Annotated in this window: 21 protein-coding genes; 2 read left to right on the plus strand and 19 right to left on the minus strand. The window is 59.6% G+C overall.

Annotated features, from left to right (window positions below):
• Positions 1–115: 115 nt before the first annotated feature.
• Positions 116–835, minus strand: coding sequence for a tRNA-uridine aminocarboxypropyltransferase (locus HX783_RS06165; protein WP_177016307.1), 720 nt, complete (start codon positions 833–835; stop codon positions 116–118).
• Positions 836–1034: 199 nt separating this feature from the next.
• On the opposite strand from HX783_RS06165, the gene HX783_RS06170 reads away from it, so the two are divergent.
• Positions 1035–1475, plus strand: a complete 441-nt coding sequence (locus HX783_RS06170) for a PA3611 family quorum-sensing-regulated virulence factor (protein ID WP_159954600.1) — start codon at positions 1035–1037, stop codon at positions 1473–1475.
• Between the two features lie 377 nt (positions 1476–1852).
• On the plus strand, positions 1853–2965 hold the full coding sequence (locus HX783_RS06175; RefSeq protein ID WP_177016308.1) for a TIGR00730 family Rossman fold protein: 1113 nt from the start codon (positions 1853–1855) through the stop codon (positions 2963–2965).
• A gap of 153 nt (positions 2966–3118) precedes the next feature.
• Here the strand turns inward: HX783_RS06175 and recX are convergent, their stop codons facing one another.
• The 18 genes from recX to HX783_RS06265 all read right to left on the minus strand — a co-directional run bounded on the left by recX (position 3119) and on the right by HX783_RS06265 (position 15338).
• The gene (gene recX / locus HX783_RS06180) at positions 3119–3586 is read right to left on the minus strand and encodes a recombination regulator RecX (RefSeq protein ID WP_034118389.1); all 468 of its coding nucleotides are present in this window, start codon (positions 3584–3586) and stop codon (positions 3119–3121) included.
• Positions 3587–3594: 8 nt separating this feature from the next.
• Positions 3595–4653, minus strand: a complete 1059-nt coding sequence (gene recA / locus HX783_RS06185; RefSeq protein WP_003189042.1) for a recombinase RecA — start codon at positions 4651–4653, stop codon at positions 3595–3597.
• Positions 4654–4736: 83 nt separating this feature from the next.
• Entirely contained in the window at positions 4737–5237 is a 501-nt protein-coding gene (locus tag HX783_RS06190; RefSeq protein ID WP_159954598.1) for a CinA family protein, read from the minus strand.
• A gap of 121 nt (positions 5238–5358) precedes the next feature.
• Positions 5359–5916 (minus strand): glycoside hydrolase family 19 protein, encoded by a 558-nt coding sequence (locus HX783_RS06195; RefSeq protein ID WP_177016309.1) that lies wholly within the window; start codon positions 5914–5916, stop codon positions 5359–5361.
• Positions 5917–5938: 22 nt separating this feature from the next.
• Positions 5939–6949, minus strand: coding sequence for a phage late control D family protein (locus HX783_RS06200; RefSeq protein ID WP_177016310.1), 1011 nt, complete (start codon positions 6947–6949; stop codon positions 5939–5941).
• Between the two features lie 9 nt (positions 6950–6958).
• Complete coding sequence (locus tag HX783_RS06205) at positions 6959–7171, minus strand: tail protein X (RefSeq protein WP_083359878.1); 213 nt, start codon at positions 7169–7171, stop codon at positions 6959–6961.
• Positions 7164–7547 carry a phage tail protein gene (locus tag HX783_RS06210; RefSeq protein WP_177016311.1) on the minus strand — a complete coding sequence of 128 codons (384 nt, stop codon included), beginning with the start codon at positions 7545–7547 and terminating at the stop codon, positions 7164–7166. Before HX783_RS06210 ends, HX783_RS06205 begins: the two co-directional genes overlap by 8 nt.
• Positions 7547–9025 carry a tail tape measure protein gene (locus tag HX783_RS06215; protein WP_177016312.1) on the minus strand — a complete coding sequence of 493 codons (1479 nt, stop codon included), beginning with the start codon at positions 9023–9025 and terminating at the stop codon, positions 7547–7549. Before HX783_RS06215 ends, HX783_RS06210 begins: the two co-directional genes overlap by 1 nt.
• A 127-nt stretch (positions 9026–9152) precedes the next feature.
• The gene (locus tag HX783_RS06220; RefSeq protein WP_177016313.1) at positions 9153–9725 is read right to left on the minus strand and encodes a phage tail assembly protein; all 573 of its coding nucleotides are present in this window, start codon (positions 9723–9725) and stop codon (positions 9153–9155) included.
• Between the two features lie 168 nt (positions 9726–9893).
• Positions 9894–10400 (minus strand): phage major tail tube protein, encoded by a 507-nt coding sequence (locus HX783_RS06225; protein WP_159954591.1) that lies wholly within the window; start codon positions 10398–10400, stop codon positions 9894–9896.
• Entirely contained in the window at positions 10400–11566 is a 1167-nt protein-coding gene (locus HX783_RS06230) for a phage tail protein (RefSeq protein WP_177016314.1), read from the minus strand. Before HX783_RS06230 ends, HX783_RS06225 begins: the two co-directional genes overlap by 1 nt.
• 2 nt (positions 11567–11568) lie before the next feature.
• Positions 11569–11742, minus strand: coding sequence for a hypothetical protein (locus tag HX783_RS06235; protein ID WP_174245595.1), 174 nt, complete (start codon positions 11740–11742; stop codon positions 11569–11571).
• 84 nt (positions 11743–11826) lie between these two features.
• Positions 11827–12084 (minus strand): tail fiber assembly protein, encoded by a 258-nt coding sequence (locus tag HX783_RS06240; protein ID WP_237235737.1) that lies wholly within the window; start codon positions 12082–12084, stop codon positions 11827–11829.
• A 10-nt stretch (positions 12085–12094) separates the two neighbouring features.
• The gene (locus HX783_RS06245) at positions 12095–12733 is read right to left on the minus strand and encodes a hypothetical protein (RefSeq protein WP_159954589.1); all 639 of its coding nucleotides are present in this window, start codon (positions 12731–12733) and stop codon (positions 12095–12097) included.
• Between the two features lie 25 nt (positions 12734–12758).
• Positions 12759–13292: a hypothetical protein gene (locus tag HX783_RS06250; protein ID WP_159954588.1), complete on the minus strand. Its 534-nt coding sequence runs from the start codon at positions 13290–13292 to the stop codon at positions 12759–12761.
• Complete coding sequence (locus tag HX783_RS06255; protein ID WP_177016315.1) at positions 13289–14017, minus strand: phage tail protein I; 729 nt, start codon at positions 14015–14017, stop codon at positions 13289–13291. The genes HX783_RS06250 and HX783_RS06255 overlap by 4 nt, the downstream gene beginning before the upstream one ends.
• Positions 14014–15009, minus strand: a complete 996-nt coding sequence (locus HX783_RS06260; protein WP_177016316.1) for a baseplate J/gp47 family protein — start codon at positions 15007–15009, stop codon at positions 14014–14016. The genes HX783_RS06255 and HX783_RS06260 overlap by 4 nt, the downstream gene beginning before the upstream one ends.
• Entirely contained in the window at positions 15006–15338 is a 333-nt protein-coding gene (locus HX783_RS06265) for a phage baseplate protein (protein ID WP_028619075.1), read from the minus strand. The genes HX783_RS06260 and HX783_RS06265 overlap by 4 nt, the downstream gene beginning before the upstream one ends.
• Positions 15339–15347: the final 9 nt, after the last annotated feature.

The raw sequence follows: 15347 nt of genomic DNA on the forward strand, positions 1-15347 counted from the left end.
TTACGCCCCAATCGGCGCCCAGCATGCCCAGCGTAGCCTGGGGGGTCAAGCACTACGCCCGTGGGCATTTTAGCGGGTTGCGGGTTTACGGTGCCATCATGCAAACGTCGTCTGGTCATACCGCCGGTATATGCGGCGAGAGACGCGTATGCACGCTGTCCGTCGGGTCCAGCGGCAGCAGGAACTTGGCCGCCAAGTAATGGGTGCTGAATACGTCGAGGTAAGCGTCCAGCACTTCGCTGGCAACTTGATCATCCGCCAGTTCCAGGCACAGCGCCGCGACTTCAGCGGTGCAGAAATGGTCATCGCGCTTGGAGCGGCGCAATTTGTAGCGCGACAACTGCTCGGGCGCCAGGCTCAGCACCGGCAAGTGTTCCAGGTAGGGGCTCTTGCGGAACATCTTGCGCGCTTCACTCCACGTACCATCCAGCAGGATGAACAGCGGGCGCTTGCCCTCCTCCACCTTCACCTCGCTGACAACCCTCTCCGGCGCGACGAATTCGCCGGGGAATACAATATAGGGTTGCCATTGCGGGTCGGCCAGCAAGGTCAGCAGCTCGGGGTCGACCTCGGTGCGCGACCAGGCAAATGCGGTGGTGTCGTCGATGACATCGGCGATCAGCCAGCCGGTGTTACTGGGTTTCATCGGTTCAACATCGTGCATCAGCAGGCACATGGCCGAGCGGGCCTGCACCTGCGGGCGCCAGGCGCACAGGCAATACGCGGGAATCACCCGGCAGCCGGGGCAGCGTTCGGCGCGCGAACCCCGGTTGACAAAAGGCCGCACGGCCCGCGCCAGGCGCTGAGTGCGCAATCGGGAGACGGCGTGGCTCATCGGGTACACGCCGTAGAAGGGGAAATCGACACTGAGGAAACTCGGGGCAGGCTTTAAGTGGCGGCAGTTTAACAGAGCCACTGGCACTTCTGAGCGATACGCCTGGCTGTAGTGGCAAGCGCTCCCCTATAATTGCGCGCCACTGAACGCACAGCGCAGTGGCTGGTCTATGCACCAGTAACCGAATCAGGAGAGTTTCATGCTGCGTTCCATGCTGCGCCTTGTTGCCCCATCCGTCGCCCTTGCGCTGGTCCTGCCTATGAGCGCCCACGCGGCCTCGCTGCTGGAGGCTCAAATGAACAGGAAGCTGCAAAGCGTCGCGGCTGAAAGCAACAAAGACCTGCCCCGGGAAATCGATGAAAAAACCCTGGAAGTGGCCTACACCGTTGAAGGCATGCAACTGATCGACCACCTCAGTGTGCAACCTGATCGGGCCGAACAGATGCGCGCCAACCCCAAGGCCGTGTATTTCCAGCTGGGCCAAAGCGTGTGCCTGAACAAGGGCTACCGCGAGCTGATGGCCAAGGGCGCCGTGATGCGCTACGACATTACCGAGAACAAGACCAACCGCCCCGTGGCCTCGGTCAAGTTTGTAGAAGCGGATTGCCCGGCACCTGCGGCTGCCAAGAAGAAAAAGTAACCGTTGCTCGACCGTCGCGCGCTGCTGTCCAGTGGCGCGCACTTCCCCCGCTGCAGTTGCCTGCCGACAGCTAAACTCCATGATGTGTGGCCAATAACCGGTTGCCAGCCAAGGGTTTCTCGGCTCATGATCAAGTCATCCCGGTAACCCTTCCCGTGCGTGTTCCACGCCGTTCTGTAACATTTTCAGGGCAAAAGAGGGTTGCCCTTCTGCGACTTGCAGTGCAAAGGTTTCTAAATCACAAGGAACATACAGAACCCGCTTTGCCGCTTGGCGAACACCGTGCACAGCCTCTGGCATGCAGCGACACACGCAGTGTCGCGGCCCGGACGAATCTCTCGCCGATGGCCCAGGTTCTGTGAAGAAGGAGAAGTTGAATGCCTTACGAATCGAATGACGCTCTGCTCCGGCATTTTGAAGAACACGGGACCGACCTCACACAGCAGGTCGACGCGCAACTCCAGCTGATCGCTCCCAACAGCCCGAACATTCCCCTCTATCGCGACATGATCCTCACCGTTCTGCGCATGGCCCAGGACGACCGCAACCGCTGGAACGCTAAAATCACCCTGCAAGCCATCCGCGAACTGGACAATACCTTTCGCGTGCTCGAACAGTTCAAAGGCCGCCGCAAGGTGACCGTGTTCGGCTCGGCGCGCACACCGGTGGAAAGCCCGTTGTACGCCTTGGCCCGAGAAGTCGGCGCATTGCTGGCGCAATCGGACTTGATGGTCATCACCGGCGGCGGTGGCGGCATCATGGCTGCCGCCCATGAGGGTGCAGGCCTGGAACACAGCCTGGGGTTCAACATTACCCTGCCGTTTGAACAACACGCCAACCCGACCATCGACGGCACCGAGAACTTGCTGTCTTTCCACTTCTTCTTCACCCGCAAGCTGTTCTTCGTCAAGGAAGCTGATGCGCTGGTACTGTGCCCTGGCGGTTTCGGCACCCTGGATGAAGCGCTGGAAGTACTCACTCTGATCCAGACCGGCAAAAGCCCGTTGGTGCCGGTGGTACTGCTGGACGCGCCAGGCGGCGGTTTCTGGCAGGGCGCCCTGGACTTTATCCGCAGCCAGCTGGAAGCCAACCGCTATATCCTGCCGACCGACCTCAAGTTGGTTCGACTGGTGCACAGCGCTGAAGAAGCCGTGGATGAAATCAACCAGTTCTACGCCAACTTCCATTCCACACGCTGGTTGAAGCGTGAGTTTGTGGTGCGCATGAATCACCCGCTGAGTGAGCGTGCCCTGGCCCATTTGCAGAGCGAATTTGCCAGCCTGCGACTGAGTGGGGAGTTCCAGCAGCAGGCCTATACCGGCGAGGAACATGATGAACCGAAGTTCAGCCATTTGACGCGGCTGGTGTTCAACTTCAATGGCCGTGATCAGGGCCGGCTGCGGGAGTTGGTGGACTATATCAATTTGCCGGAAAACTGGGCACACGCTCAGGGCAAGGCGCAGCAGCGAGCGACGCCTGAGACGGCGTGATTTTTTTAGGCAAAAAAAAAGGCCCACTATTTTCATAGTGGGCCTTTTTTGTGGTGTTCCGTAAAAATGAATGGGGCTGCTTCGCAGCCCAGCGGGAGCAAGCTCCCTCGCCACAACAACCCCCCTGCCTTATCAACTCCATCAATCCAGGATTCAGTCGTCCATGTCCCGGCCGCTTAATAGGCGGCTGATCATGTCCATCGAAAACCCCCGATAACTCAGGAAGCGGCCTTGCTTCGCACGCTCCCTAGCATCAATCGGTAGATGGCCGGCAAACTTGCGGCGCCAGGTGTCTTCCAACTGCGACTGCCAGCTGATGCCGCACTCACGCAGGGCGAGGTCGATATCGGCGCGTTGCAGGCCACGTTGGCTTAGTTCTTCGCGAATTCGCGCGGGGCCATAGCCGGAGCGCGCTCGATAGGAAACAAAGCTTTCGAGGTAACGGGCTTCCGAAAGCAGCCCCTCTTCCGTCAAACGGTCGAGGGCAGTTTCGATCATCTCGGGCTCTGCGCCGCGCTGACGCAGTTTACGCGTCAGCTCGACTCGACCATGCTCGCGTCGAGCGAGCAGGTCCATTGCCGTGCGCCGAACGGCGACGAGTGTATCCAGTACAACTGTCATCGTTTAATTCAGATGTCAGTGTCGGCTTCTTCTACTTCTTCAACCGGCTCGCGGTTGGCGGCAGCTTTCACGTCCGGCGCGGCGGTCAGCAGCTTGTCGCGAATCTGCTTCTCAAGCGTGGCAGCGATGTCCGGATTGTCCGCCAGGAACTTGGCCGAGTTGGCCTTACCCTGACCGATCTTGCTGCCGTTGTAGGCATACCAGGCACCGGACTTCTCGACGAAACCGTGCAGCACGCCCAGGTCGATCATCTCGCCGTTCAGGTAGATACCTTTGCCGTAGAGAATCTGGAACTCGGCCTGACGGAATGGCGGAGCCACTTTGTTCTTCACGACCTTAACGCGGGTTTCGCTACCAACAACCTCGTCACCTTCCTTCACCGCGCCGGTACGGCGGATGTCCAGACGGACCGAAGCGTAGAACTTCAGCGCGTTACCACCGGTGGTGGTTTCCGGGCTGCCGAACATCACGCCGATCTTCATACGGATCTGGTTGATGAAGATCACCAGGCAGTTGGCGTTCTTGATGTTACCGGTGATTTTACGCAGCGCCTGGGACATCAGGCGGGCTTGCAGGCCCACGTGCATGTCGCCCATTTCGCCTTCGATTTCTGCTTTTGGCACCAGGGCCGCCACGGAGTCGACCACGATCACGTCGATGGCGTTGGAGCGCACCAGCATGTCGGTGATTTCCAGGGCTTGCTCGCCAGTGTCCGGCTGGGAAACCAGCAGGTCGTCAACGTTCACGCCCAGTTTGCCGGCGTATTCAGGGTCAAGGGCGTGCTCGGCGTCGACGAATGCACAGGTGGCGCCCATCTTTTGCGCCTGAGCAATCACCGACAGGGTCAGGGTGGTTTTACCGGAAGATTCAGGACCGTAGATTTCAACGATACGGCCTTTTGGCAGGCCGCCAATGCCGAGCGCGATGTCCAGACCCAGAGAGCCAGTGGAAATAGCCGGGATCGCCTGACGGTCGTGATCGCCCATACGCATTACGGCACCCTTGCCGAATTGACGTTCGATCTGACCCAGGGCCGCAGCCAAGGCTTTCTTCTTGTTGTCGTCCATTAAAGTCCTCACGTAATCAATAAGGCCTGACGGCCAACACCTGTATAAGTAGACAGTATTGTTCCACAAAGATTGAAGATCGCCTACCCCTGATTGTCTATTTCTGCTGCAGCTCGTCGCAACAAGCCCTCCAAGGCGGCTTTTACCGTTTGTCGGCGGACCTCGTCGCGGTTACCGGGGAAGTGCGCCAGCTCGGCGGTTACCTCCTCGCCCACACCAAACGCCAGCCAGACGGTGCCGACCGGTTTGTCCGGCGAACCGCCATCCGGCCCTGCGACGCCGCTGACCGCCACGGCAAAACGCGACAGGCTTTTTTCCTGCGCGCCTCGCACCATCGCCTCCACCACTTCCTGGCTGACGGCGCCGACTTTGGCGAACAGCGCCTCTGGCACCCCCAGTTGCCGGGTCTTCTGTCGATTGGAGTAGGTGACATAGCCCGCTTCAAACCAGGCCGAACTGCCCGGAATCCGCGTGATCGCTTCGGCGATACCGCCGCCGGTGCAGGACTCTGCGGTGGTGACGTGGGCATTGAGCACCTGCAAGCGGCGCCCCAATTCAGCGGCCAGTTGAGTGATTTCCTTCACGGTCGTCTCCAGAAGTAGGCGGGGATTTTGCCTACCCTACAGGAGCAATTCGCACACGCAAGCGACAGACTGGATCAAGATGCTAACGCCCGACGGCGCGCACGTACGCCCGGCAGGCAAGCTAAGAAACGCCTAGCACCACCTTGGCCCGTGTCCATAGTTGCAGACGGTCCTCCAGCCCGTTCAGCCCGCCATTGATGCGCCGGGTGATGGTGGTGAACTGGTCCTTGTCGGCGAGTTCATTCAAACCGTTGCTCTGCCAGAACCACGCCGCGGATTCACATGCCCATTGCGGCTGCTCCAGCAGCTCAGGCTGGCGCAACAGCCGATCGTCGCCAAACAGCGCCTGGCTGCAGGCCTGATAATTGCGCCGCCCGGTAATCTGGATCAGCCCCCGGCCCCGATACCGCTGGCCGTCGCCGTCCGCCTCGGGGGTGTTGCCCAGGCGTGCGGCCAAGGTGCCGGTGTCGTATTTGCTGAGGTATTGATCGCTGCCCAACTCGCGCACGTAGCGCAGTTCGCCGGACTCGTGACCGACCTGGGCGAGGAAGGCGGCAACGCGTTTGGCCGTGTTAATCGCGTAACGCGCAAACGCTGCATTCAAGGGGGCTAAAAAAACGCCCGCGTTAAGGCGGGCTCCCGGCATCACACCCAGCAATTGAGGGAGTGTTATCAGCATTGGCTCTACTCTTTAAAATTATCTATTTCGACAACCCGCTCGCCGTGATCGAACTGCGGTATCCCGTGGCTGGATCGCCAACATGCACCACTTGTTTTATCGACCAGCGCCCCTGCATATAAGACGGCCAGCTCTCATCCAGCACTAACAGACCTTCGGCGGCCAACAATGGATTGCCTGGGCAATCGATCAGCAATTGCAGATCTTCACGCCCCACACGGCGTAGCTCACCTTCTGCCACCGCGCGGGCCTCGGCTTCGTTCTGGTAGCGTTGGCGCAAGGTTTTGAACGGCGCATTGCCGACTTGAACCACGCGCTGCTTGCCGGCGCCGGCATCCCACCAGCTGGCGCGGCAACCTTCGTATTTTGCGCGGGACTTTTCGTCGAGTTTGGCGGTGATGAAGCTCTGCTCACCGGGGCGGTTGTCCTGGGTGACAGACAGCTTCACGTCCGGCAGTAGCTGGCCGGAGAGCGAATTGACCCGACCGGCTTCGCCCAACACATACAGTTCGTTAATCGGTTTGGTGACTGCACGGTAGAGCCTGGCCAGCCGCGAAATAAACGCCATGTCGCTTTCGTTGGACTGGTCGATATGCGCGATGGCAATGCCCTCCAGGGCCGGCGCCACACGCGGTGAATAGCCGTGACGGCTGACCAGTTGGCGAAACAGTGCGCCGAGGGTGGTCGGCCCGTAACTGGCTGACCGACGCTGGCGATAGCCGCTGGCGTCCGCAACGCTGAAGGGCGCGGCTGTGGCCACGACCATCAAGCGCATGGGAAACAGCACGGGCGTACGTTGGCTGACGACAAACTCGCCCTTTTCCACCAAGCCTGATTCCACATAACCGACACGCAGGCCGATCTTGCCGTTGAGGCTGGGCAAACCCTCGAGCCCTTCGATATTCAGCGTCAGCTCCAGCCGGTCAGCCTCAATGCCCGCAGCGTCGGTGTGGCTCCAGTGCATCACGCGTTGATTGAGCAGCGCCGCGTTGGCGCCATAAAACTCCACGATCGGGGTAAATCCCTGTGCCATGCAGCCTCCTTAATCCCACGCCAGAACAGGTCGCACGGCCGCGGGCCGCGCTTGCATTTCCGGCACGATCACCCACACACCCGCCGGCAGCACCGGGCCATATTCGGCAAGCAAAGGGTTGTGGCGCCACAGGGTTTCTTCCGCCGCGTCATCACATCGCCCCAACTCGCGATAGAGCAGCAGGTTGACCGAATCACCGGCAATACTTCGCACTCTACGCATTGACGAATTCCTCCAGTTCAAGGGTCCAGGCCATGACCATGGCGGTGCCGTCATCGATCACATTGCTCTGGGTTTCGACCACCGAATTGATGCGCCACAGGCCCCAGTTGCGGCCGATGCCATCAACCAGGGGCAGCGGCGCCCGCGCATTTTGCAGTGCACGCAATTCGTCCAGGCGTTGCATGCCCACGGCGTACATCGCCGTGCCGCTGAACGTGAGTTTTTCCAGCTTCTGACCGCTCTGGCGCGACTGAGGCTTGCTGGCAATAATCGCCAAATCACTCCAGCCGCCGTCGTTGGTACGCACCAGCGACGAATAGGCAAAGCCTCGAGACAGGCCAAAGATAAAGTCGCCGAGGACCATTTGTTGTCGCATCAATCACCTCCTGAAGGATCAGCCAGTGCCACGTTGCGCCGGATACCGAGGGCGTCAGTGACCATCGGCATGCACTGGAATTGCAGGGCCTGGATCACTTGATTGACGACCTGCTGGGCATCGGCGGGGTTGACCCCGGTGATCTGGATGCTCGGGGCGAGGGTGACTTGCACGCTGTCCGCGCGCGCACTATTAAGTTCTTTGCTCACCGCAGTCGGCGCAGGCAAGCGATCACTTTGGCCGAACACTTTATCGCCCAGCCAACTGCCCGCCTCACTGCCGAGCAAACCGCCGATTGCGCCACCGACAGCGGTGCCGACGCCGGGGAAAATCAGCGTGCCGATCGCGGCGCCAGCAGAGGCTCCAGCCCAGGCGCCACCGGCTGTGGTGAGGCCAGCGCCGACGGCTTTGGCGTCGCCATTGCGTATGCCTTGGGCCACATCCATGGCGGTGTCGACATACTTCAAAGGGCCCAGGCGGCGGGCGGCGGAAGATTCAAGTTTGGCCAGTACACCCGGCAGCCCTGCTGCCACGCCTTTGCTCGCACCGCGAGCGATGGGTTGGGCTGTTGAGCGTGCAGCAGAGGACGCGAACGAATGACCGGGAAGATGGGACGAGGCCTGGCCCACCCGCCTGCTGTCGAAGGGAAGCTGCGGCTGGCCCATGACGTTGATCGGGGGCGCGGCCTTGCCCGCGTTGGCGGAACGTTGCGATTTGACCTCCGCTGACTTGCTGACCTTGATGGTTTTGACCGTGCGTGATCTTGATTGAGTGGTCTTGCTACGCTTGCCGCGCGGCCCCTTTTTATTGGCTTTTTTGGAGCGGGCCTTGTCGTTCTCCCGGTTGGTCTCGCCCACACTTTCAGGCAACTGTGCAGTCGCCGTCTCCAGTGGGCCACGGATATCAGCAGGAAGCGCTCCTGTGCAGCAGCACTCCTTGCCTTTACTACCGTCCTTGTCCTTGCCCTCTTTAAGCCACTTGGCGGCCGTTGGAAACTTGTCAGCCACGGCATCAAGTGCGTTGCCTGAAAGCCGATCCTTGGCCTTATCCCACAAACCGGAGAGCAGCTCCTTGCCAACAAACTTAGCCGCGTCCGCGCCCATTTCAAGGCCCTGGTCGCTCCAGGAACGGGGAGCGGGTACAGGTTTTTCCTGCTTGCTATGGGTGGCTCCAGTGCCAACATCCGCCGTCTGGGTCAGCCGCGAATTTTCGGTAATAAACAGCGTGCTGTTGAGCGTCTCCAGCGTCTCGCGCAACTGGGTTTGCCCTAGCGTCAGGACTTTGATTTCCACGCTGACGTTGTCCAGCGCCGTGGTCAGCGCCTGCTGCGGCGACACCTGCGGCACCGAAGCCTCCAGACTGACCGGCGCAGCAAGGTCTGCGGAAAACGGTGCCAGCACACTGCCGAGGTCCGCATCACCCAACAGCCAACGTTTGTCTTCCTGAGCAAGCCTGGTCTGAAATTGAGTCTCTTGCATCCCGCTTACTCCTGTTTGACGCCAAGGCGAGAGATCGCAATGTCGTAGCGGCGCAATGCTTTTCCGGCGTCCCAGTCGAGGATTTCCGCCTCATTGACCGAGTAAATCAGCGGCACGACATCGAGGATTACTTCGATGTCGCGCTCCGAAAGAAGTCCGCCGGTTGATTTAAAAAATCGTCGATGCGCTCCTGCAGTTGCGTCCAGTCGGGCACGGTCAGGCCGGCCAGGTCGGGGAGCATCAAGCCGCAGCAATGCGCGGTGATGAACTCGGCGCGTTCTTTGTTGGTGGCGAGTTTTTTCATCACCTTGGTGGCGCGCAGGGCGGGCATTTCCAGGGGCAGTTCGGTCAGGGTGCGACCGGCTGCGTCGAGGGGCAAAAGGAGTTGGACCGGTTGGTCGTGGGACGCTTCTTCCTGCACATCCAGGAAGAACGACGCAGGGCGCGTCGACATTTCGTGTACGTACTGAGCGATGCTCACGTAGTCCGGGCGCTTGAGCTGGTCGAGCTCTTTTTCCGACAGGCCGGTGGCGAGTTTCGCCAGTTCAAAAAACTGGTCGTCCTCGTCATCACCGGCCCGGGCCAGCGCGGCTTTTTGCGCGGCGTAGAACAGCGGTTTGAGTTGAATCTGCTGGATCGTCGCGCCAGTGTCGGCGGTGATCGGAGACAGCAGAATATGCAGCGGTGGCATCCAGGCCATGGGGCAATTCCTTGGTAAAAAAGTATTCGCAAGACAACACCGGTCCATGTGGGAGCGGGCTTGCTCGCGAATGCGGTCTATCAGTCACACAGGTATTGACTGACACTCCGCATTCGCGAGCAAGCCCGCTCCCACACTGACAGTGTCCACTTCAGGAGCCGTGAAGGCTTACGGCATCAGTACGGCGCGGCGGGCGTCACCGAGAATGTCGACACCGTTGAGCACGAACTTCTGGGTACGCACATCGATGTCGATCACCGGAATGCCGTTTTCCAGGCGGTTGTAGGTGCGGCAGGACAGCTCCAGCGTGGTGGTGGCCTTCTCGCCCATCTTCAACTTGGCCTCGGCCAGGGATTTCAACTTGCCGCCGACGGTGTGATAAGTGAAATAGGTCTTGCCGTCCTGGTCCTGGCCGGCTTCACGCACGTTCAGCAAGATGTCATCACCCAGGCGCACGCCGAGGGCCAGCATGATTTCCGGGCCGGCGCCTTGCAGCACCAGCGTGGCGTTGAGCACTTTGCCGCTCTTGGCCATTTCTTCGGCGATAAAACGCCCGCCGGACATGGCTTCCATCTCAAACTCAATCTTCGGCGGGTCGAACTCTTCCACGGTCGCGGACAACGGCAGGCCTTGAAGGGTGGCCGCAATGGCCTGTCTTACACGGTTGGTAAACATTAGAGAACGTCCTCCAGGAACTGCTCGATGATTTCATCGCGGGCATTGAGTTGATAAATCATGTGTTCGTTCGGCGCGTAGCGGCCGTAGTCGATGACAATGAACCAGGTGCCGTTCTTGTACTTCTCGACACTGTTGAGTTCCGGGTGCAGGTACACGCTGCCGCCAGGAATGGTTTCGTCGGCAACCAGGGTTTGCAGCCAGTCGTTGATGCGCTTGACCTCCTGGTCCATGAAGGACTTGGTGAGGTTCTTGGCCATGGCTTTCTGGCCAGCCTTGACCAGCTTGCGGCTGATGGCATCTTCCAGGCCCACGTAGCTAATGAACTTGCCGGTGATGGAGCGGTTACCCAGCAGCGAAAAGCCGCCGAGGATGGTGCGTGCGTAGTAGCTCACGCCGTAGCGGTTGAGCAGGTCGCCTTCGGTGGAGGTGTCGAGGATGTTGTACTCGACCACGCGGGAAACGTCCTCGGCGAACGTCACCTGATTGCCTGGGCTTTCCCACTGCTTGACCTTGGCCAGCGCGGCGATGGCCAACGAGGATGGCGCCAGGAACACGTTTTTCTTCGCCGCCTTGGAATACACCGACGGCATGTTGTGCACCACCAGGCAACGGTCAAAACCGAGCTCGGCACCGCCCAGCTCGCCGCTGTAGGTCACTTGGTCGGCGACGGACACGTCCTTGCCATCCAGCACCACACGGGCCTTGATGCGCTTGCCGAAAGAGGCGAACTCACCGGCCACGGCCTTGGTGCCGGTGAAGCCTGGGGCGCCGATGATGGTCAGGTCTTCCGGCACGCTGCTCAACGCAGCCAGGCCGAGCTTGCGGCCGGTGGTCGGCTCATTGCCGCCGATCACGTTATTGATCGTGTCAGCCGGGGTTGCGCCCTCCTCCACGATCACCACGTAGACCGGCACCTTCACCACTTTGAGGATCTGGTACACCGCCTGAAACAGCGTGCCCGACTCGGCGCCGGTGGGGTCCAGCAGCGCCTGGGTGGTGAAGCTGTTGATACGAAACGGCGCATTTTTCGGAATCGACGCATGGGCATTCGGCGCAGTGCCGACCAGGCCGATGACGTTGTCGCCAAGGCCACCCATGGCCTCGGGGGATTCGGTGGCATTCACGGTGATGCCGTTGTGCTCGAAGTTAAGAACCTCAGCCATGGTTAGTCAGCCTTCTTGGGGGTGGAGTTGAGGACGCTGGTCAGTTCCAGGCGGCCAGCGGTGCGTAGCGCGGATGCTTCGACGTCGAGCAGTTCCAGCTCCTCGCCGGCGGTGGACCAGTGGCCACCTCCGATGGGGAATGGGATGAGGACGGTGTAGGTTTGGCGGTTGTGCATGGTTCGAACTCTCCGAATGGAAAACGCCAAAGCCCCTGCGGGGAGGGGCTTTGAGAGGCGAAAAAAAACCGCTTTCGCGGTGGGTTATTTCAGGAAGGCTGGCAGCGCGGGCCATATCAGCTTCGAGGGGTCACTTGCCTGCTCAGGAATATCGCGCAATGCCTTGCGATAGGCCGCGACTTCAGCACGCTGTGCGTCGGTGGCCGGATAGTCCGGCAACTGGGTAAAATCGGTGGCGCGTAGAGATTGATCGCGACGGGCACGAGTAGCGGCCCACTCCACTTCCGGCATCGGAAACGCAAGTGGCGCGGTTTGGGTCTGGTCAATAGCTGTATCGGACATATTAGTCACCTCAGTTAAATACAACGTTTTCAGTCCGCGACAACTTAGACTTCAGTTCGCCCACATTAAAAAGCCGACCATTACCCACTCTCATCGTGTCGACCCGCACAGTCGTATAATAGATATTTGGAACCAGAATTCGCATTACGACGTTCCCATTGGCATCCGCGTAAACTGCAGGCGTCATATTACCAAACGTCGAAACATTCATAATGGACCTATTGGGCTTATAGCAATACCCCACCACCGTCTCATCAATAATTTTAGCGGTTCCGTAGCTGTACCCCTGAATATTGAACCAGAACATTTCAGAACTAACGTTAATATTCAATGGCAACTTGAAATGCACGTATACCTTTTCAAGACCGCCCAAATCAGTCGATTCGAAATCCCCGTCCGACAAAACACTCATAGGCGCACCCAGCCCATCTATCCCACCGGTAGTATAGACATGCCCCTGAAAAATATTACGCCGTACAGAGCCAATCGCATTAGCGCTCCCCTCAACATCCTTGAGATTTCGCCATTCGTTAAACTGCGCCAACGCGCCAGCCATCGTCGAGTTTATACTGCCGATTTTTCCATTGACCGAAGTGGTCAAGTTATTCGCCGCTGTCACCAGCGACGCAATAGTCGTTTCTAGACTCATATTCAAACTCCTGAACTAGTTATGTTTAACGGCGCGATTCCAACGACATCACACGAAACAGCAATTCAGTATGACGTGCCATGTTGTCGATATTCGCCGTCGCCAGTACCGCGATATCCTCCCCCAACAAAATATTGAGGTTGTCACTCCCCACCACAATCGTCACGCTGTTCGCTGGCAGCGGCGAAATATCCAACGTGAACTTTTGCAGTACCCGCGCCGCTGCCGCTTTATACGTCAGCAACTTCCCCGCCACGGAATACACCGCCAGCAAGGTCCCACTGGCGAGGTAAAAACCGAATTCGCCAATTTCATACTCAGCCTCGCCATCAAACAGCGCAGCCATCCTGAGTTGCCGGTCGCCCAAATCCTCATAATCCACAATGGCGACCCGTTGGCGCTCATCACGCAAGGCCACTTCTGTGCCATCCGGGTTGTAGCGGCCGGTGCCAGCACCGACGTGGGTGATTTCGCCTTTCAAGCCTTGGTTCTTTGCCTGCAGCACTTCATCCAAACCCTTGGAGGTGAAGCGCACCAGGCGCGTAATGTCATCTGTCATGGCTGCGCCCTGAGGTCGTAGTCGTTAATAGTGAAGTACCGGGCAAAACCGGCACTGTTAAGCCGGGCGGCTAGCCCGAATTCAGGCAATACGCCTCCCAGCTGCAACTCGCCATCCGTCAGTGGTGTGTGGGCTGCGCTGCTAATGGACGTGATGCTGTGTAGCTTCACCTCGGGCAAGGCACCCGGCTGGCTGTCATCCCGAATGCTCAGCCCCGGATCAGCCGCCGCGGCGAGCCGGAACCCCTGAGAGGTTTCATGCACGATTGTGATCGTCGCTTGGTCACGCTCACTTTGTGCGGCATTGACTCGGCGGATCAGTCGATTGTGATCACCGCTGGACCAACTGCGTCCGATGATTGCCTGCACGTCGAACGTGTAGGGCAAACCCAACGGCCGCTGTTGATACCAGGCGCTGATGTTTGGGGTGAAACCCAGTGACTCCACGGCATAATTCAGGGCCTTGGGCGTACCCGCCTGGCGCTGGATCTGCCAGGACAAGGCCACCGTCAGGCGCTTTTCTTCCTCGATGGCGTCCGCATCCCATTCGCTGACGCCACGATCGGCGGCCAAATAAGGAAGAAAACCGGCAGGCGTTTGCAATGGATTCATCAATGCCGGAAACGGCGGCGTCACGCGGTCGAGCAACTTGCCAAACCCCTGGTCCAAAGCCTTTTCCAGCGGCGAACTATTGGCCGGCAACAAACTCGCTTTTGGCTCACTCATAGCGTATGCACCTCCACTTCAACCCCCGTGCAATACGGCGCCTGGAATGCGGTGCAGATGATCGGCGCCAGGGGTTCGAGGATCTGCAATTGCGCAGCCCCTGCGCTGTGAATCGCATAGTCAATCCAACTCGGATCAACCCGCCCTTCCAGGCGATGACAGGACTGTGCGTAGTCCTGCAGCAGTGTCTGCGCGGCGACTTGCGTCAGCCCCGAATCCGGGCCGGCGTTGATCTTTGCGACCACGCGGATTTTGTAAGGCAAAATTTGCGCGCCTTGTACGCTGACCAGGTCAGTCTCCGGTCGTACATCCGGCCGTGCGAAATGGCGACGTACACCGTCAAGCAAATCGGTGGACGGCGTACCGTTCCCTTCCCTTGAAAGCACAGTGACCATCACTTCGCCGGGCGCGGTTCGACGCCCGTTGCCGTCCTTGACCTGCGCCGCATAACCGTCCGGGTCAAAGGTGTAGCTGACGGTTACCACGCCCGGCGTGGCGCTTTGCACCTTCACCGACGGCCGCTCGCCGAGGGTAAAAACCTCACGCCGATACTGCATTCGCGAACCCGCTGCCGGGGCATGTGGCGCCAGGTAATAACGCAGGCGTGCGTCGTCGTCGCTTTCCAACGTCGGCGGTACGGGTGGAAACGCAGCCGGGTCGCCAGGGTCAAGCACTTGGCGCTCCAGGCCCATGTCGGCCAGGCGGGCATCCAGGTTGCTGCCGGTGGCCCACCACGCCAGCATCTGCTTGATGCGGGCGTTGTACTTGCGTTCATGGGTTTGCAGCCGCACGCAAAAGGCTTCCAGGGCCAGGGTCAGCAACTCGCTTTCGTTGTCGAGGCTGACCTTGAGTTTGGCCGCGCTTTGCGGCGCGCGGGTGGCGACGTAATCGACCACGAACGCCTTGAATTCCGCCAGCAACGGCTCGAACTCATCCACCGTAATGATGGCCGGTTCGGCCAGTTGGTTCTGGCCGGGGATCAGCATGCTCATGTCACGACCTCGAAGGTTTGTTGGCGGTTTTTCCAGGTGCCGGCAAAACGCAGCAACAAACCGGCGCCCTGGCGGGTGGCGACGATGACCTGGGGTTGAAAGTCGGCGATGCCGTTCTGGGTGTTGTAGAACGCTTGCGCGGCGTGGCTTTGAGCGAGGATCAGCAGGTCGTCGCCGAGGTTCTGGCCGAGCAATTGCGGGATCAGTGAGCCGTACAGCGGCCGTTTCTGGCGAGTGCCTACGGGGGTGGTCAGCGCTCGGGTGGCGCGCTGCACGAATTGCAGCCAGTCATCGACGGCTGCCCCGGTGTTCCTGTCGATTCCGATCATGGGATGTCC

This window comes from Pseudomonas sp. D2002 (assembly GCF_013385735.1).
In the GTDB taxonomy this organism is placed as follows: domain Bacteria; phylum Pseudomonadota; class Gammaproteobacteria; order Pseudomonadales; family Pseudomonadaceae; genus Aquipseudomonas.